The sequence below is a fragment of the Geodermatophilus sp. DF01-2 genome (assembly GCF_004571065.1).
Taxonomy (GTDB): Bacteria; Actinomycetota; Actinomycetes; order Mycobacteriales; family Geodermatophilaceae; genus Geodermatophilus.
Window position 1 is genome coordinate 1 of the sequence record NZ_SPQN01000062.1, and the last position, 26,745, is coordinate 26,745.

Annotated in this window: 27 protein-coding genes; 11 read left to right on the plus strand and 16 right to left on the minus strand. The window is 74.6% G+C overall.

What is annotated here, in order from left to right; genetic code table 11:
• Positions 1 to 275, plus strand: a 275-nt coding sequence (locus E4P41_RS15535) for an HNH endonuclease signature motif containing protein (RefSeq protein ID WP_135142179.1), incomplete at its 5' end; no start/stop codon positions are given.
• Positions 276 to 348: 73 nt separating this feature from the next.
• Here E4P41_RS15535 and E4P41_RS15540 read toward each other — a convergent pair.
• Together E4P41_RS15540 and E4P41_RS15545 are read right to left on the minus strand one after the other, a co-directional pair.
• Positions 349 to 1,395 (minus strand): potassium channel family protein, encoded by a 1,047-nt coding sequence (locus E4P41_RS15540; protein WP_209307744.1) that lies wholly within the window; start codon positions 1,393 to 1,395, stop codon positions 349 to 351.
• 104 nt (positions 1,396 to 1,499) lie between these two features.
• The gene (locus tag E4P41_RS15545; protein WP_135142180.1) at positions 1,500 to 3,242 is read right to left on the minus strand and encodes a class I adenylate-forming enzyme family protein; all 1,743 of its coding nucleotides are present in this window, start codon (positions 3,240 to 3,242) and stop codon (positions 1,500 to 1,502) included.
• A gap of 83 nt (positions 3,243 to 3,325) precedes the next feature.
• On the opposite strand from E4P41_RS15545, the gene E4P41_RS15550 reads away from it, so the two are divergent.
• Positions 3,326 to 4,177 (plus strand): patatin-like phospholipase family protein, encoded by an 852-nt coding sequence (locus E4P41_RS15550; protein ID WP_135142181.1) that lies wholly within the window; start codon positions 3,326 to 3,328, stop codon positions 4,175 to 4,177.
• 97 nt (positions 4,178 to 4,274) lie between these two features.
• A complete protein-coding gene (locus tag E4P41_RS15555) occupies positions 4,275 to 4,979 on the plus strand; it encodes a DsbA family oxidoreductase (protein WP_245177383.1) in 705 nt (234 codons plus the stop codon).
• A 55-nt stretch (positions 4,980 to 5,034) separates the two neighbouring features.
• Here the strand turns inward: E4P41_RS15555 and E4P41_RS15560 are convergent, their stop codons facing one another.
• The gene (locus tag E4P41_RS15560; RefSeq protein ID WP_209307746.1) at positions 5,035 to 6,606 is read right to left on the minus strand and encodes a long-chain-fatty-acid--CoA ligase; all 1,572 of its coding nucleotides are present in this window, start codon (positions 6,604 to 6,606) and stop codon (positions 5,035 to 5,037) included.
• An 89-nt stretch (positions 6,607 to 6,695) separates the two neighbouring features.
• Here E4P41_RS15560 and E4P41_RS15565 point away from each other — a divergent pair, with 89 nt between their 5' ends.
• Genes E4P41_RS15565 through E4P41_RS15575 form a run of 3 tightly spaced genes read left to right on the plus strand, consistent with a single transcriptional unit; the run spans position 6,696 to position 9,846 of the window.
• Positions 6,696 to 7,982 carry an acyl-CoA dehydrogenase family protein gene (locus E4P41_RS15565; RefSeq protein ID WP_245177384.1) on the plus strand — a complete coding sequence of 429 codons (1,287 nt, stop codon included), beginning with the start codon at positions 6,696 to 6,698 and terminating at the stop codon, positions 7,980 to 7,982.
• The gene (locus tag E4P41_RS15570) at positions 7,979 to 8,968 is read left to right on the plus strand and encodes an acyl-CoA dehydrogenase (RefSeq protein WP_135142183.1); all 990 of its coding nucleotides are present in this window, start codon (positions 7,979 to 7,981) and stop codon (positions 8,966 to 8,968) included. Before E4P41_RS15565 ends, E4P41_RS15570 begins: the two co-directional genes overlap by 4 nt.
• Complete coding sequence (locus tag E4P41_RS15575; RefSeq protein ID WP_135142184.1) at positions 8,965 to 9,846, plus strand: enoyl-CoA hydratase-related protein; 882 nt, start codon at positions 8,965 to 8,967, stop codon at positions 9,844 to 9,846. The genes E4P41_RS15570 and E4P41_RS15575 overlap by 4 nt, the downstream gene beginning before the upstream one ends.
• A 23-nt stretch (positions 9,847 to 9,869) precedes the next feature.
• Here the strand turns inward: E4P41_RS15575 and E4P41_RS15580 are convergent, their stop codons facing one another.
• The 9 genes from E4P41_RS15580 to E4P41_RS15620 all read right to left on the minus strand — a co-directional run bounded on the left by E4P41_RS15580 (position 9,870) and on the right by E4P41_RS15620 (position 17,440).
• Entirely contained in the window at positions 9,870 to 10,271 is a 402-nt protein-coding gene (locus E4P41_RS15580; protein ID WP_135142185.1) for a PIN domain-containing protein, read from the minus strand.
• The gene (locus tag E4P41_RS15585) at positions 10,268 to 10,519 is read right to left on the minus strand and encodes an AbrB/MazE/SpoVT family DNA-binding domain-containing protein (protein WP_135142186.1); all 252 of its coding nucleotides are present in this window, start codon (positions 10,517 to 10,519) and stop codon (positions 10,268 to 10,270) included. The genes E4P41_RS15580 and E4P41_RS15585 overlap by 4 nt, the downstream gene beginning before the upstream one ends.
• Before the next feature lie 247 nt (positions 10,520 to 10,766).
• On the minus strand, positions 10,767 to 13,211 hold the full coding sequence (locus E4P41_RS15590; RefSeq protein WP_135142187.1) for an ABC transporter permease: 2,445 nt from the start codon (positions 13,209 to 13,211) through the stop codon (positions 10,767 to 10,769).
• A 10-nt stretch (positions 13,212 to 13,221) separates the two neighbouring features.
• On the minus strand, positions 13,222 to 14,007 hold the full coding sequence (locus E4P41_RS15595; RefSeq protein WP_209307747.1) for an ABC transporter ATP-binding protein: 786 nt from the start codon (positions 14,005 to 14,007) through the stop codon (positions 13,222 to 13,224).
• Positions 14,008 to 14,240: 233 nt separating this feature from the next.
• Complete coding sequence (locus E4P41_RS15600; RefSeq protein ID WP_135142188.1) at positions 14,241 to 14,942, minus strand: response regulator transcription factor; 702 nt, start codon at positions 14,940 to 14,942, stop codon at positions 14,241 to 14,243.
• On the minus strand, positions 14,939 to 16,111 hold the full coding sequence (locus E4P41_RS15605; protein WP_135142189.1) for a histidine kinase: 1,173 nt from the start codon (positions 16,109 to 16,111) through the stop codon (positions 14,939 to 14,941). Before E4P41_RS15605 ends, E4P41_RS15600 begins: the two co-directional genes overlap by 4 nt.
• Positions 16,112 to 16,420: 309 nt before the next feature.
• Positions 16,421 to 16,657: a PIN domain-containing protein gene (locus E4P41_RS15610; RefSeq protein ID WP_167761108.1), complete on the minus strand. Its 237-nt coding sequence runs from the start codon at positions 16,655 to 16,657 to the stop codon at positions 16,421 to 16,423.
• 1 nt (position 16,658) lies between these two features.
• Entirely contained in the window at positions 16,659 to 16,898 is a 240-nt protein-coding gene (locus E4P41_RS15615; protein WP_135142191.1) for a hypothetical protein, read from the minus strand.
• A 38-nt stretch (positions 16,899 to 16,936) separates the two neighbouring features.
• On the minus strand, positions 16,937 to 17,440 hold the full coding sequence (locus tag E4P41_RS15620; RefSeq protein ID WP_135142192.1) for a MarR family transcriptional regulator: 504 nt from the start codon (positions 17,438 to 17,440) through the stop codon (positions 16,937 to 16,939).
• Between the two features lie 86 nt (positions 17,441 to 17,526).
• Between E4P41_RS15620 and E4P41_RS15625 the strand changes: the two genes are divergently transcribed.
• Entirely contained in the window at positions 17,527 to 18,084 is a 558-nt protein-coding gene (locus tag E4P41_RS15625) for a YceI family protein (RefSeq protein ID WP_135142193.1), read from the plus strand.
• A 149-nt stretch (positions 18,085 to 18,233) separates the two neighbouring features.
• Here E4P41_RS15625 and E4P41_RS15630 read toward each other — a convergent pair whose 3' ends face one another.
• From E4P41_RS15630 to E4P41_RS15645, 4 genes are read right to left on the minus strand one after another with little or no spacing between them, the layout of a single operon-like run.
• On the minus strand, positions 18,234 to 19,349 hold the full coding sequence (locus E4P41_RS15630; RefSeq protein WP_135142194.1) for an ABC transporter substrate-binding protein: 1,116 nt from the start codon (positions 19,347 to 19,349) through the stop codon (positions 18,234 to 18,236).
• Positions 19,350 to 19,847 carry an ABC transporter substrate-binding protein gene (locus E4P41_RS15635; protein WP_135142195.1) on the minus strand — a complete coding sequence of 166 codons (498 nt, stop codon included), beginning with the start codon at positions 19,845 to 19,847 and terminating at the stop codon, positions 19,350 to 19,352. It abuts the gene before it with no gap.
• On the minus strand, positions 19,844 to 20,950 hold the full coding sequence (locus tag E4P41_RS15640) for an L-dopachrome tautomerase-related protein (protein ID WP_135142196.1): 1,107 nt from the start codon (positions 20,948 to 20,950) through the stop codon (positions 19,844 to 19,846). The genes E4P41_RS15635 and E4P41_RS15640 overlap by 4 nt, the downstream gene beginning before the upstream one ends.
• A gap of 29 nt (positions 20,951 to 20,979) precedes the next feature.
• The gene (locus E4P41_RS15645; protein ID WP_135142197.1) at positions 20,980 to 22,548 is read right to left on the minus strand and encodes an alpha/beta hydrolase fold domain-containing protein; all 1,569 of its coding nucleotides are present in this window, start codon (positions 22,546 to 22,548) and stop codon (positions 20,980 to 20,982) included.
• Between the two features lie 142 nt (positions 22,549 to 22,690).
• On the opposite strand from E4P41_RS15645, the gene E4P41_RS15650 reads away from it, so the two are divergent.
• The 4 genes from E4P41_RS15650 (at position 22,691) to E4P41_RS15665 (ending at position 26,386) form a co-directional block, all read left to right on the plus strand.
• Complete coding sequence (locus E4P41_RS15650; RefSeq protein ID WP_135142198.1) at positions 22,691 to 23,044, plus strand: hypothetical protein; 354 nt, start codon at positions 22,691 to 22,693, stop codon at positions 23,042 to 23,044.
• Positions 23,045 to 23,096: 52 nt separating this feature from the next.
• Positions 23,097 to 23,624, plus strand: a complete 528-nt coding sequence (locus tag E4P41_RS15655) for a hypothetical protein (RefSeq protein WP_135142199.1) — start codon at positions 23,097 to 23,099, stop codon at positions 23,622 to 23,624.
• Positions 23,625 to 23,793: 169 nt separating this feature from the next.
• Positions 23,794 to 25,680, plus strand: coding sequence for a translational GTPase TypA (typA, locus tag E4P41_RS15660; protein WP_135142200.1), 1,887 nt, complete (start codon positions 23,794 to 23,796; stop codon positions 25,678 to 25,680).
• Positions 25,681 to 25,888: 208 nt separating this feature from the next.
• Positions 25,889 to 26,386: a DUF5994 family protein gene (locus tag E4P41_RS15665; protein WP_135142201.1), complete on the plus strand. Its 498-nt coding sequence runs from the start codon at positions 25,889 to 25,891 to the stop codon at positions 26,384 to 26,386.
• Positions 26,387 to 26,745 lie beyond the last annotated feature (359 nt).

A 26,745-nucleotide genomic window follows, 5' to 3' on the forward strand; every position in this document is an offset into this window, starting at 1 on the left:
TTGCCGCACTGGACCGCACCGGCCGGGCGCGGGACCGGCGGTGCCGGTTTCCCGGCTGCCGCCGCCGGGTGCCCACGGCCGGCGAGCTGGACCACAACCGGTCCTACGCCGCCGGCGGCGAGACCAGCGCGGCCAACCTGGCCGGCTACTGCACCAGCGACCACCGCGGGAAACACCAGGCACCGGGCTGGCAGCACATCCTCGCTCCTGACGGCACGCTGACCGTCACCACACCCACCGGCCTCACCGCCGTCACCACCCCACCGCCCTACTGATCGAGCGTGGGGACCGGCGCCTCGGGTTCCGGCTGCCGGCGGACATCAGGCCCGGTCCAGGCCAGGTCGACGGTCAGACGGCGATCTGCCCGCCCGGGGGGTGCGAGCGGACGACGACGAGCACGTCCTCGGCCTCCAGCGTGCCGATCAGCGGGTCGTCGAAGCGGAGCGTGCGTCCGCCGCGGGTCACCGACAGCACGATGTCGCGCAACTGCCGTGGCCCCAGACCGACCTCCCCGGCGGTGACCCGCCGCTGCTGGAGGTCGAGCCCCTGGCCGCCCGTGACGAGGTCCTCCACCGTCGCCACGACCCGCGGGGCGTCGGTGGACAGCCCGAGCAGCCGGCCGGCGGTCGCCGAGGTCGTGATGACCGTGTCGGCGCCGGACTGGCGCAGCAGTTGGGCGTTCTCCTCCTCGCGCACCGAGGTGGTGATCGGCACGCCTGCGTTGAGCTGGCGGACGGTGAGCGTGATGAGCACCGACGCGTCGTCCCGGTTGGCCGCCACGATGACCGCCCGCGCCCGCTCGATCGAGGCCCGCCGCAGCACGTCGGTGCGGCTGGCGTCGCCGACGATGCCGGTGAGCCCGAGCGAGTTGGCCTCGTCGATCGCCCGCGGCTCGGGGTCGACCACGACGATCTGCTCCAGGGGGGTGCCGTAGGCCTGCAGGGAGCGGATGGCGCTGCGGCCCTTGGTGCCGTAGCCGCACACGATGACGTGCTGGCGCACGTGGGACCTCCAGCGACGGATGCGGAACTCCTCGCGGGTGCGCGTGGTCAGCGCCTCGAGGGTGGTTCCGATGAGGACGATCAGGAACAGGATGCGCAGCGGCGTGATGACCAGGATGTTGACCAGCCGGGCGGCGTCGGTCAGCGGCGTGATGTCGCCGTAGCCGGTCGTGGAGAGGGTGACCGTGGCGTAGTAGAAGGCGTCGAGCAGATCGATGCCGATCTGGTTGCCGTCCCGGTAGGCGTCCCGGTCCAGCCACACGATCAGCACCGTGGCCAGCAGCACCACCGCCGCGATCACGACCCGGCGCCACACCTGGCGGAACGGCGAGAGCTCCTCGTGCGCGATCCGGACGCCGGAGTGCTCGGTCGTCGGTGCGGTGATGCCGTCCACTCGCGGCACGATAGTGAGCCGCCTGGCGTCCCGGGTGCAGGCCGCACCCGTCCGGGTGAGCGGACGGGTGCGGCGCCGGCGACGCCACCCGGGAGAGCGGCCGGTCAGTCCCCGCCGACGGCGGTCCGTTCCCGGGCGGCGAGCTCCCGCTTGAGCACCTTGCCCGCGGCCGACACGGGGATGGCGTCGATGAAGACGACGTCGCGCAGCCGCTTGTACGGCGTCACCTTGTCGTTGACCGCGGCCATCACCGACTCGGCCGTGAGCGCGGCGCCGGCGTCGTCGGCCTTGCGGACGACGTAGGCCACCGGCAGCTCCCCGGCCTCCTCGTCTGGCCGGCCCACCACCGCCGCACCGGCCACCCCGGTGATGCCGAACAGGATCTCCTCCAGCTCGCGCGGGAAGACGTTGTAGCCCTTGTAGAGCAGCATGTCCTTGGTGCGGTCGACGATCGCCAGGTAGCCGTCCTCGTCGAGCACGCCGACGTCGCCGGTGTGGAACCAGCCGTCGGCGTCGATCGCCTCGGCGGTGGCCTCCGGTCGGCGCGCGTAGCCGCGCATCACCTGCGGGCCGCGGATGCACACCTCGCCGCGCTCGCCGGGCGGCAGCGGAGCGCCGCCGCCGAGCGGCTGGATGCTGATCTCCGTGTCGAAGACCGGCACCCCCACCGTGCCGGCCCGGCGGGTACCCGACCGGAACACCGGGTTGCCGGTGGCCTGCATGGTCACCTCGGTCAGCCCGTACCCCTCGCCGATGACCGCGTTCGGCAGCACCGCCTGCAGGCGCTCGATGAGCGACACCGGCAGCGGCGCGGCGCCGCTGGAGACACCGCGGACCGTCGACCAGTCGGCCTCGAGGAAGCCCGGCACCTGGAGCAACGCCACGAACACCGGCGGCGCGCCGCCGATCGAGGTGACCCGGTATCGGATGGCGTCCTCGACGTAGCGCACCGGGTCGAAGCGCATGTGGATGACGGTCATCGTGCCGCCCATGACCATGCCGTTGAGGTAGCCGATCACGCCCATCGCGTGGAACCACGGCGTGAGGTTCACCAGCCGCGCCTCGCCCAGCCGCGTCGGGTAGTCGTCGGGCCCGGCCACCTGGCGCAGCGTCACGTCGCCCGCCTCGTCGAGCACGGGTAGCGACCCCGAGGACCAGCAGGCCGACTGCAGCACGTTCGTGACGACGGCGCGGTGCGGCAGCTCGACACCCTTGCTGACCCCCGTGGTGCCCCCCGTGTAGGCCAGGTGCGCGAGGTCGCCCGCCGGGTCGATGCCGGCGTCGAGGTGGCGGTCGGTGGGGTCCCCGGCGAGCAGGTCGGCGAGGTCGACGTCCCCGCCCTCCAGCTCCAGCCGGGCGGCGAGGTCGAGCGTGTGCGCCTCCCCGGTGACGACGACGGTCTCCACCGGAGTCTGCGCCAGCGCGCTGCGCACGAACGGCAGCACCTGGTCCCAGGTGACCAGCACGCGCGCGCCGGCGTCGGTGAGCTGCGCGGCGAGGTCCGCGGCCGGCAGCAGCGGGTTGGTGGGGGAGAAGGTCGCCCCGGCCAGCAGGACCCCGTAGTAGACGGCCGGGTACTGGCGGCAGTTGGGGATGTGCACCGCGACGACGTCCCCCCGCCCGACGCCGTGGTCGGCCAACCAGTTGGCCACCGCGTGCGCCCGCGCCCCCAGCTCGGTGAAGGTCAGCGAGACGTCGTGGTCGACGAACGCCGTCCGGTCGCCCCAGCGGCGCACCGCCGCCCGCAGGATCGAGCCGACCGGGACCTCCGGGTACTCCAGCGAGCGCGGCAGGCCGGGTGGCCAGCTGTGTGCGGTCGGGGTCGGTGCGGCCTGCGTGGCGGTCATGCGAATCCTCTCTCTCCGGTACCCCACAGCGTGGCGCACCTCACAAGGCGTGTCGAGAGCCGACTGTGGGTGAGGATGGCCTGATGACCGACCAGCGCACGGCCCTCGTCCTCGGTGGCGGCGGCATCACCGGCATCGCGTGGGAGATCGGCGTCCTCGCCGGCCTGGCCGAGGCGGGCACCGACCTCACCGGTGCCGACCTGGTGGTGGGCACCTCCGCCGGCTCGGTGGTCGGCGCGCAGATCGCCAGCGGTGCCGGCCTCGAGACGCTCTACGCCCGCCAGCTCGAGCCGCCGACCGACGAGAAGGCGGCTCGCATGACCCGCGCCGCGCTGGCCCGCTACGCCTGGGCGGTGCTGCGCAGTCGCGGCAGGGACGTCGAGTTCCGCCGCCGGGTCGGTGCGCTGGCGCTGGCCGCGGAGAAGGCCGGGCTGACCCCGACGGAGCAGGAGCGGCTCGACGTCATCGGCTCCCGCCTGCTGAGCACGGAGTGGCCGGACCGCGACCTGCGGATCACCGCCGTCGACGCGGAGACCGGCGAGTTCCGGGCCCTCGACCGCTCCTCCGGCGTCCCGCTGCTGCAGGCGGTGGCGGCCAGCTGCGCCGTCCCCGGCGTCTATCCGCCGGTGACCATCGACGGCCGCCGCTACGTCGACGGCGGGATGCGCTCGGCGGCCAACGCCGACCTCGCCGACGGCTACGACCGGGTCGTCGTCCTCGCACCCATCCCGCGCGGGGTCGGGCCCCTGGCCAGCGTCGACGCGCAGGTGACCGGGATGGTCGCCCGCGTCGCGGTCGTCTCCCCCGACGAGGGCAGCCGCCGCGCCATCGGGCGCAACGTGCTCGACCCCGCCGCCCGCGCCGGCTCGGCGCGGGCCGGCCGGGCGCAGGCCGCCGCCGTGGTCTCGCAGGTCGCCGAGGCCTGGCAGGGCTGAGGCAGGCGGCCGCTGGGCCGAGACGGACGGCTTCCCGGGCCCGTCCACCTCGGCCGGAATGCCATCCGCGCGCTGGGGCGTTCGGCCGGGGGTGAAGGTGGAAATCTGGTCCGACGTCGTCTGCCCCTGGTGCCACATCGGCAAGCGCCGCTTCGAGGCCGCCCTCGCGCGGTTCCCGCACCGGGACGCCGTCGAGGTGGAGTGGAAGGCCTTCGAGCTCGACCCGGGGGCCGAGTCGGCCGCCGCGGGCGACCGGGTGACGGCCACCGAGTACGCCGAGCGGCTGGCGAGGAAGTACGGCACCTCCGTGCCGAGCGCGCAGCAGATGACCGACCACATGACCCAGCAGGCCGCCGCCGAGGGGCTGGACTTCCGGTTCGACCGGGCGGTGCGGGCCAACACCTTCGACGCCCACCAGGTGATCCACCTGGCCGGCGAGCGCGGGGTGCAGGACGCGGTCGAGGAGCGGCTGCTGACCGCCTACTTCGGCGAGGGGGAGGCGGTCGGCGACCGCGAGACCCTGGTCCGGCTGGCCGCCGAGGCGGGCCTGGACGCCGACGAGGTCCGGGCGGCGCTCGAGGACCAGCGCTTCGCCGGCGCGGTCCGGGCCGACGAGGCCGAGGCGCAGGCGCTGGGGATCAGCGGCGTGCCGTTCTTCGTCGTCGACCGGAAGTACGGCGTCAACGGCGCGCAGCCCGCCGACGCCCTGCTGCAGGTGCTGGAGCGGGCCTGGTCCGAGCGCTCGCCGCTCATCTCCGTCCAGAGCGACGGCGCCGCGGTCTGCGGCCCGGACGGCTGTTGAAGGACCCCCTCCTGGATCCCCTCGCAGGCAGCGGGGATGCCAAGGAGGGGGCCAACTAGACGACCGGCTCGGCCACCAACGAGCCGGCGCGGTGCTCCTGCCGCAGCGCCGTCTTGAGCACCTTGCCGCTGGGGTTGCGCGGCAGCGCGGCGACGATCGAGTACTCCCGCGGGTTCTTGTAGCCCGCCAGCCGCTCCCGGCACCACGCGGTCAGCTCGGCCGGGGTCGGCGGGTCGGCCGGGTCCCGCGGGGCGACGACGGCCAGCGGCGCCTCGCCGTAGCGGGCGTCCGCGACGCCGATCAGCGCGACCTCGCCGACCTTCGGGTGCGCGGCCAGCACGTCCTCGACCTCGGCGCAGTAGACGTTCTCGCCGCCGGTGATGATCATGTCCTTCTTGCGGTCGACGACGAAGAAGTAGCCCTCCTCGTCCTGCCGCACCAGGTCGCCGGAGTGGAACCAGCCGCCCTCGAAGGCGATCGACGTCTCCTCCGGCTTGTTCCAGTACTCCCGCATCACCATCGGGCTGCGGTAGACGATCTCGCCCACCTCCCCCTGCGGGACGTCGTTCATCGCGTCGTCCACCACGCGCACCTCGACGTTCAGCATCGGCGTCCCGATCGAGCCGATCTTGCGCACCGAGTCCTCGCCGCGGAGGAAGCAGGTGACCGGGCTGCACTCGGTCTGGCCGAACGCGGTGACCACCTCGGCCTGCGGGAACGTGTCGATCATCGTCCGCAGCAGGGTCGTCGACGCCGGCGCCGCGCCCCAGGAGATGCGCCGCAGCGAGGAGAGGTCGCGGGCGGCGATGTCCGGGACGGCGACCACCGCCGCCCACATCGCCGGCACCAGGAAGATGCTGCTGACCCGCTCCCGCTCGATGAGGTCGAGGGTGGCCACCGGGTCGAAGCCGCCCGAGCGCAGGATCACGTGGACGCCGCCCATCAGCAGCGCCGGCAGGCCCCCGGCCAGCCCGGCGATGTGGAACAGCGGCGCGCCGGGGACGGCGACCCGGTCGTCGGGGTCCCAGCCCAGGTGCGTGACCTGGCTGAAGACGTGCATGAGCAGGTTGCGGTGGGTCAGCACCGCGCCCTTGGGCCGGCCGGTCGTGCCGGAGGTGTACATGATGAACGCGGCTGCGCCCTCGTCGACCTCGACGTCCAGCGGCTCGCTGCCCGCCGCGGCCAGCGCCTCCTCGTAGTCCTCCCCGATGGTCAGCACGGTGCGCACCCCGGGCGCCTGCCCGCGGGCCTTGGCCGCCACCTCGGCGAGCGCGGTGTCCACCACCAGCGCCACCGCGCCGCTGTCGGCGAGCACGTAGGCCACCTCGTCGGCGACCAGCCGGAAGTTCACCGGGACGACGACCGCCCCCAACCGCACCCCGGCGAGGTAGGCCTCCCACACCTCCAGCCCGTTGAGCCCGAGGACGGCGACCCGGTCCCCGGTCCCCACGCCGCGGCCGGCCAGCGCACGGGCCAGCCGGGTCACGCGTTCGTCGAGCTCGGCGTAGCTGCGGTCGGTGCCCTCGAAGTGGAGGGCGCGCGCCTCCGGCGTCCGCCGGGCCCAGCGCCCCAGCTGGTCGCTCATCGTCATGCCGCGGCCTTGCAGTCGGGGAATCTCGACGCCCACGGGCCCTCCTCGCAGAGTGTGATGCACGTCATGCTCGCTGTGCGGCCCGGAACGGTCAACAGGCCGGTCGGCCGGGCGCGCGGCCGTCGTTGACCGTCGCCGGGGAACGCTGTTTAGCTGCGGCCGACCGGCTCGACGAGGGAGAGGCGCTGCCCGTGGACTTCGACGACACCCCCGACGAGGCCGCCTTCCGGGCGCGGGTCCGGAAGACCCTCGAGGAGCGCGCCGACGAGCTGTTGCACGTCGGCGCCGGGGAGGAGGCGGTCGACGCGCGGACCTCGGAGGCCGAGCTGCGCCGCACCCAGCGGGTGCTCGCTGAGGCCGGCCTGGTCGGCATCCCCTGGCCACGGGAGTACGGCGGGCAGGGCGGCACGCTGGTGCAGCAGGCGATCGTGCAGCAGGAGCTGGCCCGCGCGCGGGTCCCGGCCTTGATCAACCACATCGGCCTGGGGATGTGCGGGCCGACGGTCATCGCGCACGGCAGCGACGACCAGAGGTCCCGCTACCTCGCCCGGCTGCTGCGTGCCGACGACGTCTGGTGCCAGCTGTTCAGCGAGCCGGCGTCCGGCTCCGACCTGGCGGCGCTGCGCACCACCGCCGTCCGCGACGGCGACGACTGGGTGGTCAACGGGCAGAAGGTCTGGACGACGCTGGCGCACGTCGCCGACCACGGCATCCTGCTCACCCGCACCGACCCGGAGAAGCCCAAGCACGCCGGGCTGACGATGTTCGTCGTCGATCTGCACGCCCCCGGGGTGACCGTGCGGCCGCTGCGCCAGATGGTCGGCTCGGCGGGCTTCAACGAGGTGTTCTTCGACGACGTCCGCATCTCCGACAGCGAGCGGCTGGGGGAGCCCGGCGAGGGCTGGCGGGTGGCGCTGACCACGCTGATGAACGAGCGGGTGGCCATCGGCGGCGCCGGGAGCGACCTCGGCGTGCCCGTCGAGACCCTCGTCGCGCACGCCCGGCAGCGGCTGCCGCAGCTGGACCCCGAGCGGCAGGTGCTCGCCCGGCAGGCGGTCGGCCGGGCCGTGGTCGCCTCGCTCGCGACCCGCTACACCGGCTACCGCCGCTTCACCGTCCTCAGCCAGGGCGGCCTGCCCGGACCGGAGGCGAGCGCGGGCAAGCTCGCCGGCACCGCCGCCGCGAAGTTGGTGGCCGACGCCGGCGTCCGCCTGCTCGGCGACGACGCCGTGTACGCCGCCACCGCCGACGGCGACGACACCTGGCAGCGCACCCAGGGCTACCTGCCCGGGCTGGCCATCGCCGGTGGCACCGACCAGGTGCTGCGCAACATCCTCGGCGAGCGGGTGCTCGGCCTCCCGCCGGAACCGCGCAGTGACAAGACGGCGCCGTTCGCAGGAGGACGACGGTGAACTTCGACCTCGGCCCCGACCAGCGCGACGCCGCCGCCGGCGCCCGCGACTTCTACCGCGGTCAGGCCTCGCCGGCCGCCGCCCGTGCTGCGCTCGAGGGCGGCCCCGTGCAGCCCGGATACGAGGCCCTGGCCGACGTCGGCTTCCTCGGCATTCCCGTGCCCGAGGCGGCGGGCGGGGGCGGCGGGTCGCTGCTCGACCTCGCCGTCGTCGCCGAGCAGGGCGGCGCGGTGCTGGCCGGGCCCTCGCTGGTTCCCGCCGCCCGTGCCGCGGTGCTGCTGGCCGACGTCCCCGACCTGGCCGCGCAGCTGGCCGACGGGTCGGCGCGGTTCGCGGTGCTCGACGGTCCGGTGACCGGGTCGTCCCCCTCGATCGACGCGGCCGGGGCGACGCTCTTCCTCGGGCTGGACGACGGCGCGCTCGTCGTCGGCGAGGGCGAGGCGACCCCCGGCCGGCCGCTGGACGCCACCCGCGGGCTGGCCTCCGTGCGGCTGACCTCCCGGCGGGTGCTGGCCGAGGACGCCGGCCAGCTGTGGGCCCGGGCCCGCCAGGTCGCCGCCGTGGTGCTCGCCGCCGAGGACCTCGGCGCGGCCGACGCGGCGGTGCAGATGGCGGTCGGGTACGCCCAGCAGCGGGAGGCGTTCGGCCGGCGGATCGGCTCGTACCAGGCGGTCAAGCACATGCTGGTCGACGCGTGGGTCGGCGTGGACCAGCTGCGCTCGCTGGTGTGGTGGGCCGCCTGGGCCGCCGACGCCGCGCCGGACGAGCTGCCGCTGGCGGCGTCGGCCGCCCGGGCGCACGCGGCCGAGGTGCTGGAGCGGGCCGCCGAGACCTGCATCCAGGTGCACGGCGGCATCGGTTTCACCTGGGAGCACGACGCCCACCTGTACTGGCGCCGGGCCAAGGTGGACCGGCTGCTGCTCGGGGACGCCGCCGAACACCTCGACGCCGTCGCCCGCCTGGCCGTCGCCGGTGCGCTCGGATGAACCCCACCCAGATCCGGTACGAGGTCGGCGATGGGGTCGCCACCATCACCCTCGCCCGTCCGGAGCGGATGAACGCTTTCACCGCGGTCATGGCCGCCGAGCTGGCCGCCGCGGCGGCGGCCGCGGACGCCGACGACGCCGTCCGGGTGGTCGTCGTCACCGGGGAGGGGCGGGCGTTCTGCGCCGGCGCGGACCTCGGCGGCGGCGAGAGCACCTTCCGAGACCGCGCGGCGCGCCCCGACCCGGTCCCGCGCGGCACCGTGGACGGCGTCCCGCGGGACTGGGGTGGTATCGCGTCCCTTCCGTTCGCCGCCCTGCGCAAGCCGGTGGTCGCCGCGGTCAACGGCCCCGCGGTCGGCATCGGCGCCACGATGACCCTGCCGATGGACGTGCGGATCGCCGCCGAGTCGGCCCGGTTCGGCTTCGTCTTCGCCCGCCGCGGCATCGTGCCGGAGGCGGCGTCCTCCTGGTTCCTGCCGCGGGTCGTCGGCATCAGCCAGGCGATGGAGTGGGTGGCCACCGGCCGGGTGTTCGACGCCGCCGAGGCGCTGCGCGGACGGCTGGTCTCCCGCGTCGTCCCCGACGGCGAGCTGCTGCCGACCGCGCTGGACCTGGCCCGCGAGATCGCCGACAACACCTCGGGCGTCGCGGTCGGCGCCGCCCGGCAGCTGCTGTGGTCCATGCTCGGCGCACCCTCGCCCTGGGACGCCCACCGTGCCGAGTCCCGGGTACTGGCCGAGCTGGGCGCGGGCCCGGACGCCGCCGAGGGCGTGGCGTCGTTCCTCGAGCGGCGACCACCGCGGTTCGCCGCACGCCTGGGGCGCGGCCCGGTGGCGGGGGTGCCGCGCTGGCCGGACCCGCCCGACGACGTCACCTGAGCCGCAGCGGGACCCCGGGTGGCTCAGGTCAGCCGTCGGTGGGCCATGCCGAGCGCGCGGTAGGTCGCCACCGCCCGGGTGTCCAGGGAGACGAGCTCGGCCCCGTGGTGCAGTGCAGTCGCCGCGACGAGAGCGTCGTACACCGCTCCACCGGCGACGCCGCGGTCGGCCAGCAGCCGCGGCAGGCCGCGGACCTCCTCGGCCGGGAGCGTCAACGGCGCGGAGGTCGCGATGCGGTCGAGCCACTCGGCCACGAGTTCCCGGGGAACCCGGTGCGGCGGGGGGAGCCGGGTGAGAACCGAATACGTCTCGACCACGCAGTGCCCCACCAGCCGGACGCCGGGCAACGCCTCGCGGGCCGCGGTGTGCGACTCGTGCCAGGAGGCGAAGGCGGCGACCAGCACGCTGGTGTCGGCGGCGATCACCGCCGGGTCTGCTCGAGCGCCTCACGCACCTGCTCGGCGGTCAGCGGTGGGAGGTCGACGGCGGCCACAGCCCGCAGGGTGCCGTCCGACGCCTCCAGTCGCATGGGGACCGGCGCCGGTTCGATCTCCAGTCGCCCGTCCCTGACCTGCACCGTCACCTCGGCCCCGGCCCCGGCCCGCAGCCCCAGGGCGTCCCGGAGGGCCTTCGGCACGACCAACCGCCCGGCACCGTCGATGGTCGTCCGCATGGTAGTAGAATACCATCTACCGGCAACAGGCCCGGTCCTCCCCTACTCGTCCTCGTCCACCACGGTCCTTCGGACAGGTCCGCCCGCTGCACACCGAGATCACGCTGCGGGTCGACGGGGCGCGCATCCGCTGACCGCCGACACCTGCGCCACGCTGCTGGGCGCGCTCCGGGACGGGCTGCCGAACGTCAGCCCCGGGCGTAGCGGAGTGTGGGAGTGCAGATCTTCTGCACTCCCACACTCCACATCAGGCGGCGATGGCGGCGACGGGGGAGGTGCGGACGGCGCGGCGGGCCGGCAGCACCGAGGCGAGCAGCCCCGCCATCGTGGCGACGGCGACGATCGCGGCCACCTGCAGCCACGGCACGTCGACCACGACCTCGCCGGCCATCCCGAGCACCGACGCCGTCCCGGTCACCCCGTAGACCCCGCCGAGGACGACGCCCAGCACGGCGGCCACCCCGGACACCAGCACCGCCTCCCACGCCAGCAGACCGCGCAGCTGCCACCGGGTGAGTCCGAGCGCCCGCAGCAGCCCGTTCTCCTGCCGCCGCTCGACCACCGACAGCGCCAGGGTGTTGCCGACGCCGATCAGCGCGATCACCACCGCCACCCCGAGCAGGCCGGTCACGATCAGCAACAGCACGTCGAGCACCTCGTTCATCTGCTGGCGCAGGGTGACCACGCCGGTGACCTGGGCGTCGGTCGCCGTCGCGCCCACCGTGTCGGTCACCGCGTCGACCACCGCGGTCTGGTCGACGTCGTCGGCCAGGCGCAGCCACAGCCGGGCGACCGGCGCGGCCGGGTCCAGCCGGGTCAGGTCGTCGGCGGTGACCAGCAGCGGGGAGTCCGACCCGACCACCTGCGCGCGCAGCGCGAGCGACCCGCCGTCCGCGGCGAGCCGGAGCTCGTCCCCGTCGGCCACGCCCCACGACCGGGCGAGCCACTCCGGCACCAGCGCCTCGCCGGGGTCGGGCAGCGGGGTGTCGGCCGTCGACCGCAGCACCGGGACGGCGGTCCCCGGGTCGATTCCGTACGCAGGCCACGGCTGGCCGTCGGGGCCGGTGACCTCCGTGCCCGGCAGCGCCGTCCCGGCCGCGACGCCGTCCAGGTCCTCGACCTGGCCGGGCAGCGACGCGGGGAGCTCGCCGGAGAGCCCGTCGACGACGACGTCGGCGGGGTAGGCGGCGGCCAGCCCCGCGGTGGCGGTGGCCCGCGTCGAGGCGGTGCCGACCACCATCGCCGTGGTCAGCGTGACACCGATGAGCAGCGCGGTCGCCGTCGCCGCCGTCCGCCGGGGGTTGCGGGTGGCGTTGCCGGCCGCCAGCCGGGCCGGCACCCCGCCCGCCCGCGCGACCAGGTACCCGGCGGCCGCGACCACCGGAGGCACCGCCCGCTGGGCCAGCAGCACCACGCCGAGGAAGCTGGCCACCCCACCCGGCAGCGCCACGAACACGTCGGCCACCGCCACGCCGAGGGCCAGCAGGCCGGCGCCGGGCAGGAGCAGCAGCAGGCCGAGGGCCAGCCGCAGCAGCCCCCGTCGGGAGCGCACCGGCGCCGGGTCCGCCGGGCGGAGTGCGGCCAGCGGCGCTACCCGGGTGGCGGCCCGCGCGGGAGCCAGCGCGGCCAGGATCGTGGTGAGCGTGCCGACGGCCAGGCCCGCGACGACGGCGGATGGCGCGACCGACAGCCCGGACAGCGGCACCGGCGAGTCGACCCCCTCGGCCAGCGCGGAGACGACCGCGGCCAGCCCGATGCCGGCGCCCACGCCCAGCGCGGAGGCGGCCAGCCCGGTGAGCGCCGCCTCGGCGAGCACGCTGCGGCGCACGTGCCGGGCGGTCGCGCCGACGCAGCGCAGCAGCGCCAGCTCGCGGGTCCGCTGGGCGAGCAGGACGGCGAACGTGTTGGCGACGACCAGCCCGGCGACGACGACGGCGACCGTGCCGAAGACCAGCAGGACGGCAGTGAGCGCCATGGCGCTCCCGAGCATCGTGGCGGTGCGCGCCTCCGCCTGCGCCGTGCCGGTGCGCACGGTCACCGCCTGCCCGTCGAGCGCCGCCCGGACGTCCGCGGCCAGGAGCTCCGGGTCGGTGCGCGGCCGGCCGGCGACCCGCAGCTCGACCGGGTCGACCGCACCCCACGCCTGTGCCTGCTCGGGGACGGCCCAGGCCCGGCCGTAGAGCCCGGCCTCCGGGTCGCCGCCGAGGTCGACCACGCCGGTGACCGTGGCCGGCACGGCGGATCCCGCGCCGTCGTCCACCCGGAGCACGTCACCGACGCCCGCGCCGACCCGCTCGCTGACCGCCACCTCGCCGGCGCGGTCGGGGAGCGACCCGGCGGAGAGCCGCTGCCAGCGCAGCGCCGGGTCGTCGGCGACCGCGCCGACCAGCAGGTACTGCGACCCGGTGCGGCCGGGCGCGACCGCCTGCACCGAGGTCTGCCACTCGGGGGCCACGGCCTGCACACCGGGCAGTGCGGTGAGCGCGGGGACGTCGCCGGCCAGCGTGCCGCCGTCGTCGGAGGTGACGACGACGTCGGTACCGACGTACCGCGCGCCGGCGGCGGTGAGCACGGTGCTGCGGGTGGTCTCGTTGAGCACCAGCGTGGCGACGACGAAGCCGACCGCGAGCACGACGGCCAGGCAGGAGGCGACCAGCCGGGCGGCGTGCGCGCGGACGGAGGCGAGGGTCACGGTGCGCACGTCAGGCGCCCAGGCCACGGAGTGCGGAGACGACGGTGTCGGCGGTGGGCCGCTCGATCTCGCCGGCCAGCCGGCCGTCGGCGAGCAGCACCACCCGGTCGGCGTAGGCCGCGGCGATCGGGTCGTGGGTGACCATCACGACGGTCTGGCCGGTCTCCCGGACGCAGCTGCGCAGCAGGTCGAGCACCTCCGCGCCGGCGCGGGAGTCGAGGTTGCCGGTCGGCTCGTCGGCGAAGACGACGTCCGGGCGGGGCAGCAGCGCCCGCGCGACGGCGACCCGCTGCTGCTGCCCGCCGGAGAGCTCCGACGGCCGGTGCCGCAGCCTGTCGGTCAGGCCGAGCCGGGCGACCACCGTGTCGAACCAGGCCGGGTCGGGACGACGGCCGGCCAGCCGCATCGGCAGCACGATGTTCTCCCGCGCGTCGAGCACCGGCAGCAGGTTGAACGCCTGGAAGACGAAGCCGATCCGCTCCCGCCGCAACCGGGTCAGCGCGTCGTCGCGCAGGCCGGTCAGCTCGGTGTCGCCCAGCCACACCTGCCCGCTGGTCGCGGTGTCCAGCCCGGCCAGGCAGTGCAGAAGGGTCGACTTGCCCGACCCCGACGGGCCCATGATGGCGGTGAAGGCGCCGCGGGCGACGTCGACGTCCACGCCGGCTGTGCCGTCCCCCTCCCTCCCGCCGAGCGCGTGCACCGCCGTCTCACCGTGGCCGTGGGTCCTGGTCAGGCCGCGGGCCCGCGCGGCGGCGGCGGAGGACGGCGGCTCCCCGGGGACGGTCAACAGGGGCACGGGAGCGGACACGTGGGCAACCTCCGGGGGTGCTGGTCGGGGACGCCGACCAACCTGCCGGTGCACGGCGTCTCCCCGCGTCGGCGCCGGAGGTGATCACCGCGGCCGCGCGCGTGCTACCGCGGGCGGAGGACGGGTCATCCTGCGGGCGGACCCGGCCGGGTCCCCGGAACCGGCCGCCGGTCTGCCAGGAGCACAGCGGCGGCGACACCCGCTGCCCGGGCGGCCGAGGGTCAGGCGGGGGCGTCGCGCAGCAGGTCGGCCGGCTGCACCAGTCCGGTGCGGAAGGCGAGGACGACGGCCTGCACCCGGTCGCGCGAGCCGGTCTTGGCCAGCACCCGCCCGACGTGGGTCTTGACCGTGGCCTCGCTGACGAACAGCCTCCCGGCGATCTCGGTGTTGGTGGCGCCGTAGGCCATCTGCACCAGCACCTCGCGCTCGCGCGGCGTCAGCTCGGCCAGCGCGCGGTCCTCGGCGGCGGGGAAGCGGGGCGCGGCGCCGCGCAGCATCGGCGCCACGTGCTGCAGCAGCCGGCGGGTGGAGCTGGCGGCGATCACCGAGTCGCCGGAGTGCACGGTCCGGACGGCGGCCAGCATCTTCTCGGGCGGCGCGTCCTTGAGCAGGAAGCCGCTGGCGCCGGCGCCGATCGCGGCGACCACGTACTCGTCGAGGTCGAAGGTGGTGAGCACGACGACCCGCGGTGGCTCCGGGAGCGCGGTGACCCGACGGGTCGCCTCGATGCCGTCCATCCCGGGCATCCGGACGTCCATGAGGACGACGTCGGCCGGCGTCCGCGCCAGCAGCGCCACCGCCTCCGTGCCGGTGCCCGCCTCGCCGACGACGGTCAGGTCGGGCTGGGAGTCGATGACCATGCGGAACCCGGCGCGCACCATCTGCTGGTCGTCCACCAGGACGACCCTGATCGGCCCGCTCATCGCGGTACCCCGTAGGGGAGGACGGCGTGCACGCCGAAGCCGCCGCCCGGGCGCGGCCCGGCGTTCAGCCGGCCGCCGTGCAGCCGGGCCCGCTCACGCATGCCGTCCAGCCCCTGGCCGGCGCCGTCGGACCCGGCCATCGCCGCCGACGCGCCCCGGCCGTCGTCGAGGACCGAGAGCTCCAGTGCGTCGGGCCGCCAGTGCAGCCGCACCCACGCGCGGCTGGCCGGGCCGGCGTGCTTGAGCACGTTGGTCAGCGACTCCTGCACGACCCGGTACGCGGCCAGCTGCGGACCCGCGGGCAGCTCCCGCGGCATGCCCTCGACGAGCAGGTCGACGTCCAGACCGCTGGCCCGCACGTCGTCGACCAGGCCGGGGATCGCGGCGACGTCCGGCTGCGGGGCGTACACCTCGCCGCCGTCCTCCCGCAGGACGCCGAGCAGTCCGCGCATGTCGGCCAGCGCCTGCCGCCCGGTCGCGGCGATCGCCTCGAGCGCGCCGGTCGCCGCGGCCGGGTCGGCACGCCCGGCGTAGCGGCCGCCGTCGGCCTGCGCGACCACCACCGACAGGGAGTGGGCGACGACGTCGTGCATCTCGCGGGCGATGCGGGCCCGCTCGGCGGTCGCGGCCAGCCGCATCTCCTGGTCGCGCTCGAGCTCGAGCAGCCGGGCCCGCTCCTGCAGGTCGTCGATCTCCCGCACGCGGGCGCGGCGCAGGTCGCCCAGCGCCCAGGCGGCGACGACCGCGACGCCGATGGAGCCGGCGGAGACCAGCACGTCGGGCGAGAAGTACCGGACCGCTGCCAGTCCCGCACCGACCAGTCCGGCGACCAGCCCGGCGCGGCCCGCCCAGCGCGGGGCGTAGGCGGACAGCGCGTGAATCATGGCCAGGGCGGCGACGTCGGCCGGGAGGACGGTGTCGACGACCACCAGCTGGAGCAGCCCGGCGGCGACGACGACCGCGGCGGCCGGCACCGGGGCCCGGCGGCGCCAGGCCAGCGGCACGGTGAGCAGCAGGCCGACGGCCGTCTCCGGGCCCTCGCCGATGGACGAGCTCGCGGGGAGCAGCACGGTGACGAAGCAGACGAGCGCCGCGATGCCGGCGTCCACGGCGAACGGGTGATCGCGCAGCCACGCGGCCGGGCGCTCGAGGGGTGGGGAGCCGTCCATCGGGGACGACCCTAGGAGCGGTGCGGTCCGGCGTCCTCCACCCGCGGGACGACCCGCGCGTCCGACCGCGGCCGTGACGAACGGGCACCGGCGCGTTCTCCGCCTGTCACGTCGACGGGTCCACGTCGTTCGGCGGCGGCCCCGGAGGGTGCGTCACACCCCGACGGGCCAGTGCTCCACCACCAGCTCGGGCATCGGGAAGTCGGTCGGGTTGCCGGTCGCCAGACGGGCCGAGACCGAGACCGCCGCTGCGGCGACGAGGCAGTCGGCCTGGCTGAGGGTGATCCCGCGAGCGGCGAACTCCCGACGTCAGCGACCGGCGCGCTCGGCTTCCGTCCGACGCAGAGGGACGACCCGCAGGCCGTCGAACAAGCGCTCGACCGCGTCCTGCTCCGACCGGCGCAGCCCACGCACGATCTCCTCCACGTTCACCGACGACGTGACCGGGACGTCACCGCGGTTGCGCAGGCCGAGCACGCGGGCCGCGGCGGGACGCCCGCGCAGGGCGTCGATGAGGACCGTGGAGTCGAGGAGGACGACGCCCACGTCAACCGACGCGGCGCCGGTCGCCGGTGCGTTGCTCGCGCACCCAGGCCGACGGGTCGGCATCCCAGTCGTGACCGGCGTCCGCCAGCGCGCCCAGCGCGGACTCGAGCTGCTCCCACCGCCCCTGCTCGGCGAGCGCGTGCGTGACGGCCCGGGCGATGAAGGCGCTGCGCTCCCGCGGTCCGACCCGGCGGTCGAGCTCGGCCACCAGGTCGTCGTCCAGGGTGACGTGCAGACGCATGTGCCGACCTTATCCCACTGCTGAGCACACTGGTCGCGTCAGCGGGGGCCGAGGTGGCGCAGCAACGTCTCGCCGAGGTCGCGCATCGCGGCGACCTGCTCGGGGGACAGCTGGTCGAACAGGTGCGTGCGCACGCTCTCGACGTGGACCGGGGCGGCCGCCTCGAGCGCCGCGAAGCCGTCGTCGGTGAGGACGGCGAGCTGTCCGCGACCGTCGTCCGGGCAGACCTGCCGGCGCACCCAGCCGCGCTCCTCCAGCCGCGAGACGGCGTGCGAGAGCCGGCTGCGCGAGGACAGGCAGCGGTCGGCGAGCTCGCTCATCCGCATCATCCGACCCTCGGTCTCCGAGAGGGCGACGAGGATCTCGTAGTAGGCGTGCGAGATGCCGGTCGCGTGGGTCAGTTCGCGGTCGAGCCGGTCGAGCAGCAGCTGGGCGCTGTAGAGCCACGCCCGCCAGGCCTGCTGCTCCTCGGCGTCGAGCCAGCGCGGCTCCCCGGCGGGCGGGCCAGGGTCCCGGGGGACGAGCGACACGTCGGCGGTCATGCCGCCAGCCTACTGGCGGAATAGATGAGCTCTCAACTACGCTGTGGCCGGACAGAAGGTAGAACGCTCAACCACTTGGAGCCTCCATGACCACCGCCACCCAGATCCCCGGGTACGTCGTCGGCACCTGGGACGTCGACGCCGGCCACTCGACGGTCGGCTTCTCCGTCCGCCACATGATGGTCAGCAAGGTCCGCGGCTATTTCACGAAGTTCGCCGGCGAGATCGTCACCGCCGAGGACCCGACGCGGTCCAGCGTCACCGCCACGATCGACATGGACTCGATCGACACCCGGCAGGAGCAGCGCGACGCGCACATCCGCTCCGCCGACTTCTTCGACGTGGGCAACCACACCGAGATGACCTTCCGCTCCACCGAAGTCCGCACCGACGGTGCCGACTGGACCGTCGTCGGCGACCTCACCATCAAGGGCATCACCAAGCCGGTCGAGCTGGCGCTCGAGGTCAACGGCTTCGGCCCGGACGCCTACGGCGGCACCCGCGCCGGCTTCAGCGCCCGCACCGAGATCTCCCGCAAGGAGTTCGGCGTCGACATCGACATGCCGATGGACGGCGGCGGCGTCGTCGTCGGCGACAAGATCAGCATCGAGCTCGAGATCGAGGGCGTGCTCCGCACCGCCTGAGTGTGAGGACCTCCTCCGGGGTCCCCGCGGGGTCCCCGCGCCGATGATCAGCTGAGCTCACCGTTGCCGGTCCTGGCTCACCACCGGTAGTGAGCCAGGACCGTGGACGATCATCTCAGCTGATCATCGAGGGCGGCATCGAGCGGCGGTCAGCGGCCGGCCAGGGACCAGTGGCCGTCCCGCAGCGAGGTGTCGGCCAGCTCGAAGCTGGTCGCGTACGGCTGGAAGTCGACCTCCCGGTTGACCGCGTACAGCACCTGCGGCGCCACCAGGAACAGGGCCGGCGCCTGCTCCGTGACGTACCGGTCGATGCGGTTGGCGGCGACCACCTGGCGCAGCTGCGAGGTCTGCGCGACCAGGTCGGCGAACAGCTCCTCGAACCGCGGATCCACCGGCCCGGCCCGGAACTCGCCCGAGCGGCCCACGAAGGCGTGGTGCAGCTCCAGCGGGGGGACGTCGGCGGACTGGCTGCCCTGCTCGAGCAGCAGGACGTCCCAGTCGCGCGGCTCCTTGGCCGCCAGCCGCCGGCGGGTCTCCCGCTCCTCGGCGGCACCGACCACCGACACCTCGACCGCGACGCCCAGCGCGCCGCGCCACTGCTCGGCGACGGCGTCGGCGACCGCCGCCCACCGCTCCAGCACGGCGAGCCGGATCGGCCGGGACGCACCGCCCGCCTCCCGCCACAGCCGGGCGGCCTCCGCCGGGTCGTGCCGGTACCCGCGCAGCCGGTCCGGCGTCCGGTGGGCGACGGTGAGCGGCGTCGGCGGGGTCAGCCCGGCCAGCGGGCGGGCCAGCCCGCCGAACACGTCCCTCACGAGAGCGGCCCGGTCGACGGCGAGGTTGAGCGCCCGCCGGGCCCGGACGTCGGCCAGCGGCAGTCCGTCGGCGTCCCGGGCCAGGACGCCGGCCAGCGCGCGCACCGCCTCGACGGTGACCAGCCGGGCATGCTGCGAGCGGCGCACCCGCTCGGCCTGCGCGTGCGGCACCTCGGTCACGAGGTCGACCTCGCCGACGGTGTCGCACACCAGGTCGAGGGCGGTGCCTGCGTCGACGTCGTTGCGGAACTCGACCTCGGCCACGCGCGGGCCGCGCCGGCGGTCCCAGTAGGCGGGGTTTGCCCGCAGGCGGACCGTGGGGCTGCGGTCTTGCGTCTGCAGCCAGGTGCGGTCCTCGCCGTCGGTGACGACCGCCTCGGTGTCGACGCGCGAGTGACCCTCGACGAGGGCGAAGGCTCCCGAGGCCCACGGCCCCGGCGCGTCGATCACCTACCAGTGGCCCTCGCCGGACTCGTCCCGCGCGTAGCCGAACCCCAGGTCCCGCCAGAACCGCTCGCTCATCACGTGGGTGGCGCGCAGCTTGCCCAGCGCCAGCCCGTCGACGGCCGGCAGGTGCAGCCGCACCGTCCGGTCGTCGACGACCTCGACCCGGGTCCGCTGGTCGATGTTGAAATGCGTGCCCGGCGGATGCGGCGAGTGCCACCGGAACTGCTCCTGCGCGGCCCGGCGCACCGAGTCGGCGGTCAGCGGCGTGCCGTCGGGGTACCAGTTGTCACGCACCCGGATCTCCAGGGTGCGCCCGCCGTCCCGCCACCGGTACCGGCTCATCGCGGCGGGGCGGACCTTGCCCCGCCGGGTGACCCGCACCGGCTCCTCGACGGTGTTGTACGTGATGTACAGCCAGTTCAGCGGGCTGGGGTCCACCACCCGCAGCGTCCCGCGCGGCCCCTGCCGGGGCCGGCGGGACAGCTGCCCGGCCAGCCTCACCGGAGCCGCACCGGGCCGGCGTCGATGGGCGTGCGGAACAGCGCGTACGGCTTGCGCCGCAGGTCCTGCCCGCCCTGGTACCTCGCCTGCCGGTAGAGCTGGTTGGCCGTGACGTAGAGGTGCCCGTCGGCGGCGACCGACATGGTGTCCGGCCACAGCAGCCGCGGATCGTGCAGCACGGTCTCCCACCTCCCGTCGGGCAGCCGCCGGTGAACGGCGTTGTTCTCCCCGTCGGTCACGTACAGCCGCCCCTGCTCGTCGGTCTCCATCCCGTCGCCGGCCGCCCCCTTGTCGCCCTCGTCGACGACGGTGGCCGCGACCTCGTCGTCGCCCAGCGAGCGGTCGACCAGGGCGTCGGTCGAGACGCTGTACCAGCGCCGCGAGGCCAGCGGGCAGTAGAACAGCCGGGTTCCGTCGGAGGAGATGGCGATGCCGTCGGCCCCCATGGTCACCGGCGAGGTGCTGCCGTCCTCGTCGCGCTCGGCGAACTCGCGGCCCTCCACGACCATGCGCAGGTCCGGGGGTGTGAGCGCCTTGGTCGACGGGTGCTCGTGCAGCCGCCGCCACGCCTCCCCGCTGGCCAGGTCCACGACGATGATGCCGTTGGGGCCGGAGTCGGAGGAGTCGGTGATGTAGGCGACCCCGGCCTCGTTCCGCCGCAGGTCGAAGCGGACGTCGTTGAGGTACGTCGTCTCCAGCGCGACCGACGGGTCGAAGGTAATGACCTGCGCGACCGAGTCGGTGTCCAGGTCGACGCGGACCAGCTTCGGCCCGCCCGGCTTGGTCGGCTGGAACATCGGGCTGCCGGTGTCGAGCACCCACAGCCGATCGGCCGGGTCGACGACGACGCTCTGCACCGAGACGAAGGCGCCGGCGTCGTCGTCCCCCGACGGGGAGTTCCACGCCTCGTCGGGGAACGGCACCTCCCGCCCGTCGCGCAGCTCCACCACGGTCGCCGGCGGGTCGTCGCCCCACTGCGGGAAGTTGACGAAGACCCGGCCGGTGTGCGAGACGCTCACGCCGGTCGGCATGGGGCCGGTGAAAGCGTGGACCAGGTCCAGCTCGCCCACCGGCCCGTCGGTGGCCAGCTGGTCGAGGCTCATGCCGGTGCCTCCTCGGGTGGGGTGGGCGGTCAGCGGACGGCGGTGGTGGTGACGCCGAAGGCGCGGGTGAAGTGCTCCGCGGCCTGCCGCTGGGCCTGCTCGGCCTTGTCGAGCACGGCGGAGGCGCCGAAGAACTCGTGCATGACGCCCTCGTAGCGGGTCCCTGTCGTGGTCACCCCGGCCGCCTCGAGCTTGCGGGCGAACTCCTCGCCCTGACTGCGCAGCGGGTCGCGCTCGTCGGTGATGACCAGCGTCGGCGGCATGCTCGCCAGCTGCTCGGTGCTCCAGCCCAGCAGGTTGATGCGGGGGTCCTGCGCGGCGTCCGGCCTGCCCTCGAAGGCGTGCATCGCCATCCAGGAGAGCAGCGCCCGGTTCAGCGGCCGGCCGTCGGCGGCGTCCTCCATCGACTCGCCGAACTGCTCGCCGGTGGTCAGCGGGTAGACGCACACCTGGGCGACCGGGCGGGGGTCGGCGTCGGTCAGCTGCAGGATCGTCGCCGGGGCCATGTTGCCGCCCACGGACTCACCGCCGATGCCGATCCGCGTGGGGTCGCCGCCGAGGGAGGCGGCGTTGGCGACCACCCAGCGGTAGGCGGCCAGGACGTCGTCGTGCGAGGCGGGGAAGACCGCCTCGGGAGCCCGGCGGTAGTCGGGCGAGACGACGATCGCACCGGTCTTGTTGGTCAGCCCGCGGCAGGACGCGTCGTAGTGGTCGTCGATGGTGAACAGCACCCAGCCGCCGCCGTGGATCCACATGATGATCGGCAGGGGACCGGTGCCGGCGTCCACCGGCTTGTAGACCCGCAGCCGCTGGGTGCCGCCCGCGCCGTCGGGGATTTCGAGGTCCTCCACCGAGCCGACCGGCTCGGGACCTTCGATGCCGCGTTCGGACATCACCTTCTCGACCGCTGCCTTCGGACCCGGCTGCTTGCGCGCCTCGGTGGGCGTCAGGGTCTCGAACGGCAGCGGGCCGAGCGAGGAGTGGGCGTCGACGATGGCCTGGGCCTGCGGGTCGAGCAGCCCGCTCGGGTCGGTGGCCAGCTCCTTGTTGGTGCCCGACGCGGCGTCGCGGGCCAGGTCGAGGGGAGCGGCGAGCGCGCCGGCGACCTTCTCCTTGATGCCTCCGGACGGCGCCTTGGGGTGCGGCCGCGTCGGACCGCGGCGCTTGGCGGTGATGAAGTCCTTGCCCAGGGCAGCCATCCGCTCGGCGCCGACCTTGGCGCGGAACTCGGGCAGCTCCTCCTGCTCCTCGTCCTGGACGTGGTGGCGCACCTCGGCGATGAGCTCGGTGAGCGCCTGCTCGAACTCCGCCTCGCCGGGCTCGGTGCGGCCGAGGACGACGAGCAGCTCCTTCATCTTCTGGTGCTCCTGCGTGGCGTCGTCGAGCTCGCCCTTCATCCCGACCTGCTTCCAGATCGGGTAGATCACCGTCTCCTCGGCGAACGCGTGCATCGACAGCTCGGCACTGATCTGGTCGACCAGGACCCGGCGGTTGCCGCGGCCGGCCTCCAGGTGCTGGAACTGGCGCTCGACGATCGCGTGGTCGTCGGCGATCAGGTGATCGATGTCGCCGGGCAGGGTCTCGTACGACAGGGCCATGGTGGCGCTCCTCTGCAACGTCGGGGAGGGGGCCGGTCCAGCTGTGCGACCAGCGCCGGTTCTCTAGAGGCCTACCCGGTCGCCTGCGACCCATTCCTCCCGCTGCCCTGCCCGACGTCGTCGTCAGGGGAGACTGGGTGGCATGACGAGCTCGCCCCTGACCCGCGCGGGCACCCGCGTCCCCTCCGCCGTCCTGGTCGCCGTCGGCCTGGCGGCCGGCTTCGCCGTCGCCCAGGGCACCGGAGTGCGGGCCCTCGGCGGCGCGGTGTTCGCTCTCGGCGGGCTGGGTGCGGCCTGGCTGTGGGTGAGGCACCGCAGCTGGGCGGTGGCCCTCGGTCTCGGCGCGCTCTACATCGGGGCCTTCGTGCTGGCCCACGTCCTGGCACTGGGCGTCGGGCTGGCGTCCTGGCTGGCCGTGAGTCTGGTGACGATCGCCGCTGCCGGGGTGACGTACGCGGTGGCCGACCGCCCGCGGGCCGGCGAGCTCCCCCGCTGACCACCCGGCGGGGCGATGGTGCCCCCGGACGGTGTTCGGCCATGCTGACGGCGTGACGGCTCGGGTCGACCGCGGTCAGCTCTCCGATGCACTGTGGCCGGCCGCTTTCGGCATTGCTCTCTTCGGCCCGGGGATGCAGGCCACCGAGGTCCTCTCGGGCGGCGAGGCGTGGAGCTGGGTCGAGGCCGTCCTGCGCGGCGGCTTCTTCGGCGCGTGCGTGGCCCTGGCCGCGATGGTGTACCTACGCTTCTCGGCTCGTGCTCGGGAGCGGGCCGCCGTGGAGCGGGCTGTGTCGGCGGGCGCGCTCCCCGACGATGCCGGTGCGGAGTGGGTCGGCCGGTTGGCGGCCGAGCGACGGCGGGTGCGCTCCGACCGGTTCGCCGTCCCGCTGTTCTCGGCCGCCGTGGCGGTGCTTGTCGCTGCCGCAGCCCTGCAGCCCGAGGGACCCGGCGGGTGGAGCTGGCTGTACGTCGTCGGTCTGCTCGCACTCGGCGTCGTCGTCGGCCTGCGGGAGCACCGTCGGTCGCAGACCGCTGAGCGGCTGCTGACCGAACTCCGGGAGCGGCTCGCGCCCGCCTGACGTGGCGACCCTGCCGGCCCTGCAGGGTCCCGCCGCGAGCGTGCGAGCGGAGGGGGGCAGAAGGTCCTTTCACTAGCATGGGAAGGTCGCCGGGCCGGCGGCCGTTGACCCTGGTGTCTGGGCGTGTGCACGCGCCGACCCCCTGAACTCTCCCGAGGTGCCCTTCCGCATGCCCACCCGCGACGACCTGCGCAACGTGGCGATCATCGCCCACGTCGACCACGGCAAGACGACCCTGGTCGACGCCCTCCTCCGCCAGGCCGGCGCCCTGGGCCGCGCCAAGGGGGAGGGGACGGACGCCGACACCACCCAGGACCGCGTCATGGACTCGATGGACCTCGAGCGCGAGCGCGGTATCACCATCCTGGCCAAGAACACCGCCATCCGGCTGGCCGACGAGAACGGCAACCCGGTCACGGTCAACATCGTCGACACCCCCGGCCACGCCGACTTCGGCGGCGAGGTGGAGCGCGGCCTGTCCATGGTCGACGGCGTCGTCCTGCTCGTGGACGCCTCCGAGGGTCCCCTGCCGCAGACCCGCTTCGTGCTTCGCAAGGCGCTGGGCAAGCGGCTGCCGGTCATCCTCGTGGTGAACAAGACCGACCGTTCCGACGCCCGCATCGCCGAGGTCGTCGACGAGACCTACGAGCTGTTCATGGAGCTGCTCGAGGACAACGGCCTCGACCCCGACGCGCTCGAGTTCCCGATCGTCTACAGCAACGGCAAGACCGGGCAGGCCTCGCTCACCCGGCCCGCCGACGGCACCAGCCCGGACAGCCCCGACCTCGGGTCGCTGGTCAGGACGCTGCTGGACACCATCCCGGCGCCGACCTACGACGCCGAGGAGCCGCTGCGCGCGCAGGTCACCAACCTCGACGCCTCGCCCTACCTCGGTCGGCTGGCGCTGCTGCGCATCCACTCCGGCACGATGAAGAACGGCCAGCAGGTCGCCTGGTGCCGCACCGACGGCACCGTCAAGAACGTCAAGATCACCGAGCTGCTCATGACCGAGGGGCTCACCCGCACCCCGGCCGAGAGCGCCGGCCCCGGTGACCTGGTCGCCATCGCCGGCATCGAGGACGTCATGATCGGCGACACCCTCGCCGACCCCACCGACCCGCGCCCGCTGCCGCCGCTGACCGTCGACGAGCCGTCGATCTCGATCACCATCGGCATCAACACCTCGCCGATCTCCGGGCGCTCGGGCAAGAAGCTCACCGCCCGGCTGATCAAGAACCGGCTCGACCAGGAGCTGGTCGGCAACGTCTCGGTGCGCATGCTGCCCACCGAGCGCCCCGACACCTGGGAGATGCAGGGCCGCGGCGAGCTGGCGCTGGCCATCCTCGTCGAGCAGTTGCGTCGCGAGGAGTTCGAGCTCACCGTCGGCCGACCGACCGTGGTCACGCGCGAGATCGACGGGACGCTGCACGAGCCGGTCGAGCGGGTCACCATCGACACCCCCGGCGAGTACGTGGGCACCCTGACCCAGGCGCTGGCCTCCCGCCGCGGGCGCATGGAGAACCTGGTGCACCACGACACCGGCTGGGCGCGGATGGAGTACGTCGTGCCCTCGCGCGGGCTGATCGGGTTCCGCACCGAGTTCCTCACCGAGACCCGCGGCACCGGCGTCCTCAACCACAACCTCGAGGGCTACGAGCCGTGGCTGGGGGACATGCGCGCCCGGCCGACCGGGTCGCTGGTGGCCGACCGCACCGGCGCGGCGACGTCCTACGCGATGTTCTCGCTGCAGGAACGCGGCTCGCTGATGGTCGCCCCGGGCACCGAGGTCTACGAGGGCATGATCGTCGGCGAGAACTCCCGTCCGGACGACATGGACGTGAACATCACCAAGGAGAAGAAGCTCACCAACATGCGGTCCTCGACCGCGGAGGAGCTCGAGCGGCTGATCCCGCCGCGCATCCTGAACCTGGAGCAGGCGCTGGAGTTCTGCGCCGAGGACGAGTGCGTCGAGGTGACGCCGGCCGCCGTCCGGGTCCGCAAGGTGATCCTCGACCAGAACGAGCGCGGCAAGGCCCGCAGCCGCCGTTCCAAGTAAGCGGGCCCCGCTGCCCCCCACCGCTCGCCAGCTCCCGCTGGGCCCCTGCAGCGGGGCCGGTGGCGGGTGGGTCACGTGGTGTGACGGCAAGCCGGGGGACGCCGACCCGCCCGCGACACGCTCACCGGGACCCGGCACCCCGGCTGCCTACGTTCTCCTCGGGGCCGTGTATCGGGGCCCGGGGGATCGACGAGGAGGCGCGACGCTGATGAGGACCACCCGGCACACGCTGGCAGCCGAGGGGCACCGTGGCGGTATCGACGTCCGCGTCAGCCTGCGCAGCGACGTGGGCTCGGGTGAGCAGGCCTTCGACGGCGCCTGGTTCCCGCGCAGCCGCGACCTCGCCGTCGAGCTCCCCGAACTGGTCGCTGCGCTGGACAAGCGGGGCCTGCGGATCGAGCGCTTCACCTATCCGCTGGACGCCTGGTCGCCGGCGCCGCGCAAGGTGGTCGTCGGCGGACGGGTGGTCCGCACCGGCGGCTTCCGCAGCATGGATCCCGGGGTCGTCTGCCTGACCTGGGCCGGCGGCACGCAGCGCGCCGACCTGCTCGTCGTCCCGCCGGAGACCGACGTCATCACCGGCGCGCGGGCGCTGCGGCTGTGCACCCGTCGCGGGCTGCCCCGCTCACCGCAGATGGTGCTCGCCGCCGCCCGGTCCACTCCGCTCCCGCAGGTCCCGGGCCTGCCCTACACCCGGGCGGTGTGAAGAAGGAGCGTCCCCCTGCCCCCATCACTCGCGAGCTCGCGGCGGGACCCTGCAGGGCCTACGCCGACCACGAACCGGCTGGACGGCGGGGGAGCGGCTGGGCCTGGCTGCGCCGCGTCGACGAGTTCCCGCCCCGACGCACGGGCTACCCCGGCCGGGTCTGCCGGCCGCCCTCGAGGCCGCTCTGCTGGCGACCCACTGACCGCCCGCGGTCCAGGCGATGATCAGCTGAGCTGATCGAGCCTGTCGCAGAGACCTGTGGTGAGGCCGGGCGACCGAAGGCGCGGCGTGCTCGGCCCAGGGTGCTGGAGGCCGGTGGTCGGGCGCTCGCGGGCCGGTTGCCTGACCGGGAACGGTGG

Excerpts from the sequence above, each read along its gene's own strand:
- E4P41_RS15545 (WP_135142180.1), bottom strand. The coding sequence starts at position 3,242 with ATGACCGCCACGCAGGCCGCACCGACCCCGACCGCACACAGCTGGCCA.
- E4P41_RS15550 (WP_135142181.1), top strand. The coding sequence starts at position 3,326 with ATGACCGACCAGCGCACGGCCCTCGTCCTCGGTGGCGGCGGCATCACC.
- E4P41_RS15575 (WP_135142184.1), top strand. The coding sequence starts at position 8,965 with ATGAACCCCACCCAGATCCGGTACGAGGTCGGCGATGGGGTCGCCACC.
- E4P41_RS15585 (WP_135142186.1), bottom strand. The coding sequence starts at position 10,519 with ATGCGGACGACCATCGACGGTGCCGGGCGGTTGGTCGTGCCGAAGGCC.
- E4P41_RS15600 (WP_135142188.1), bottom strand. The coding sequence starts at position 14,942 with ATGAGCGGGCCGATCAGGGTCGTCCTGGTGGACGACCAGCAGATGGTG.
- E4P41_RS15605 (WP_135142189.1), bottom strand. The coding sequence starts at position 16,111 with ATGGACGGCTCCCCACCCCTCGAGCGCCCGGCCGCGTGGCTGCGCGAT.
- E4P41_RS15615 (WP_135142191.1), bottom strand. The coding sequence starts at position 16,898 with ATGCGTCTGCACGTCACCCTGGACGACGACCTGGTGGCCGAGCTCGAC.
- E4P41_RS15620 (WP_135142192.1), bottom strand. The coding sequence starts at position 17,440 with ATGACCGCCGACGTGTCGCTCGTCCCCCGGGACCCTGGCCCGCCCGCC.
- E4P41_RS15625 (WP_135142193.1), top strand. The coding sequence starts at position 17,527 with ATGACCACCGCCACCCAGATCCCCGGGTACGTCGTCGGCACCTGGGAC.
- E4P41_RS15640 (WP_135142196.1), bottom strand. The coding sequence starts at position 20,950 with ATGAGCCTCGACCAGCTGGCCACCGACGGGCCGGTGGGCGAGCTGGAC.
- E4P41_RS15645 (WP_135142197.1), bottom strand. The coding sequence starts at position 22,548 with ATGGCCCTGTCGTACGAGACCCTGCCCGGCGACATCGATCACCTGATC.
- E4P41_RS15650 (WP_135142198.1), top strand. The coding sequence starts at position 22,691 with ATGACGAGCTCGCCCCTGACCCGCGCGGGCACCCGCGTCCCCTCCGCC.
- typA (WP_135142200.1), top strand. The coding sequence starts at position 23,794 with ATGCCCACCCGCGACGACCTGCGCAACGTGGCGATCATCGCCCACGTC.
- E4P41_RS15665 (WP_135142201.1), top strand. The coding sequence starts at position 25,889 with ATGAGGACCACCCGGCACACGCTGGCAGCCGAGGGGCACCGTGGCGGT.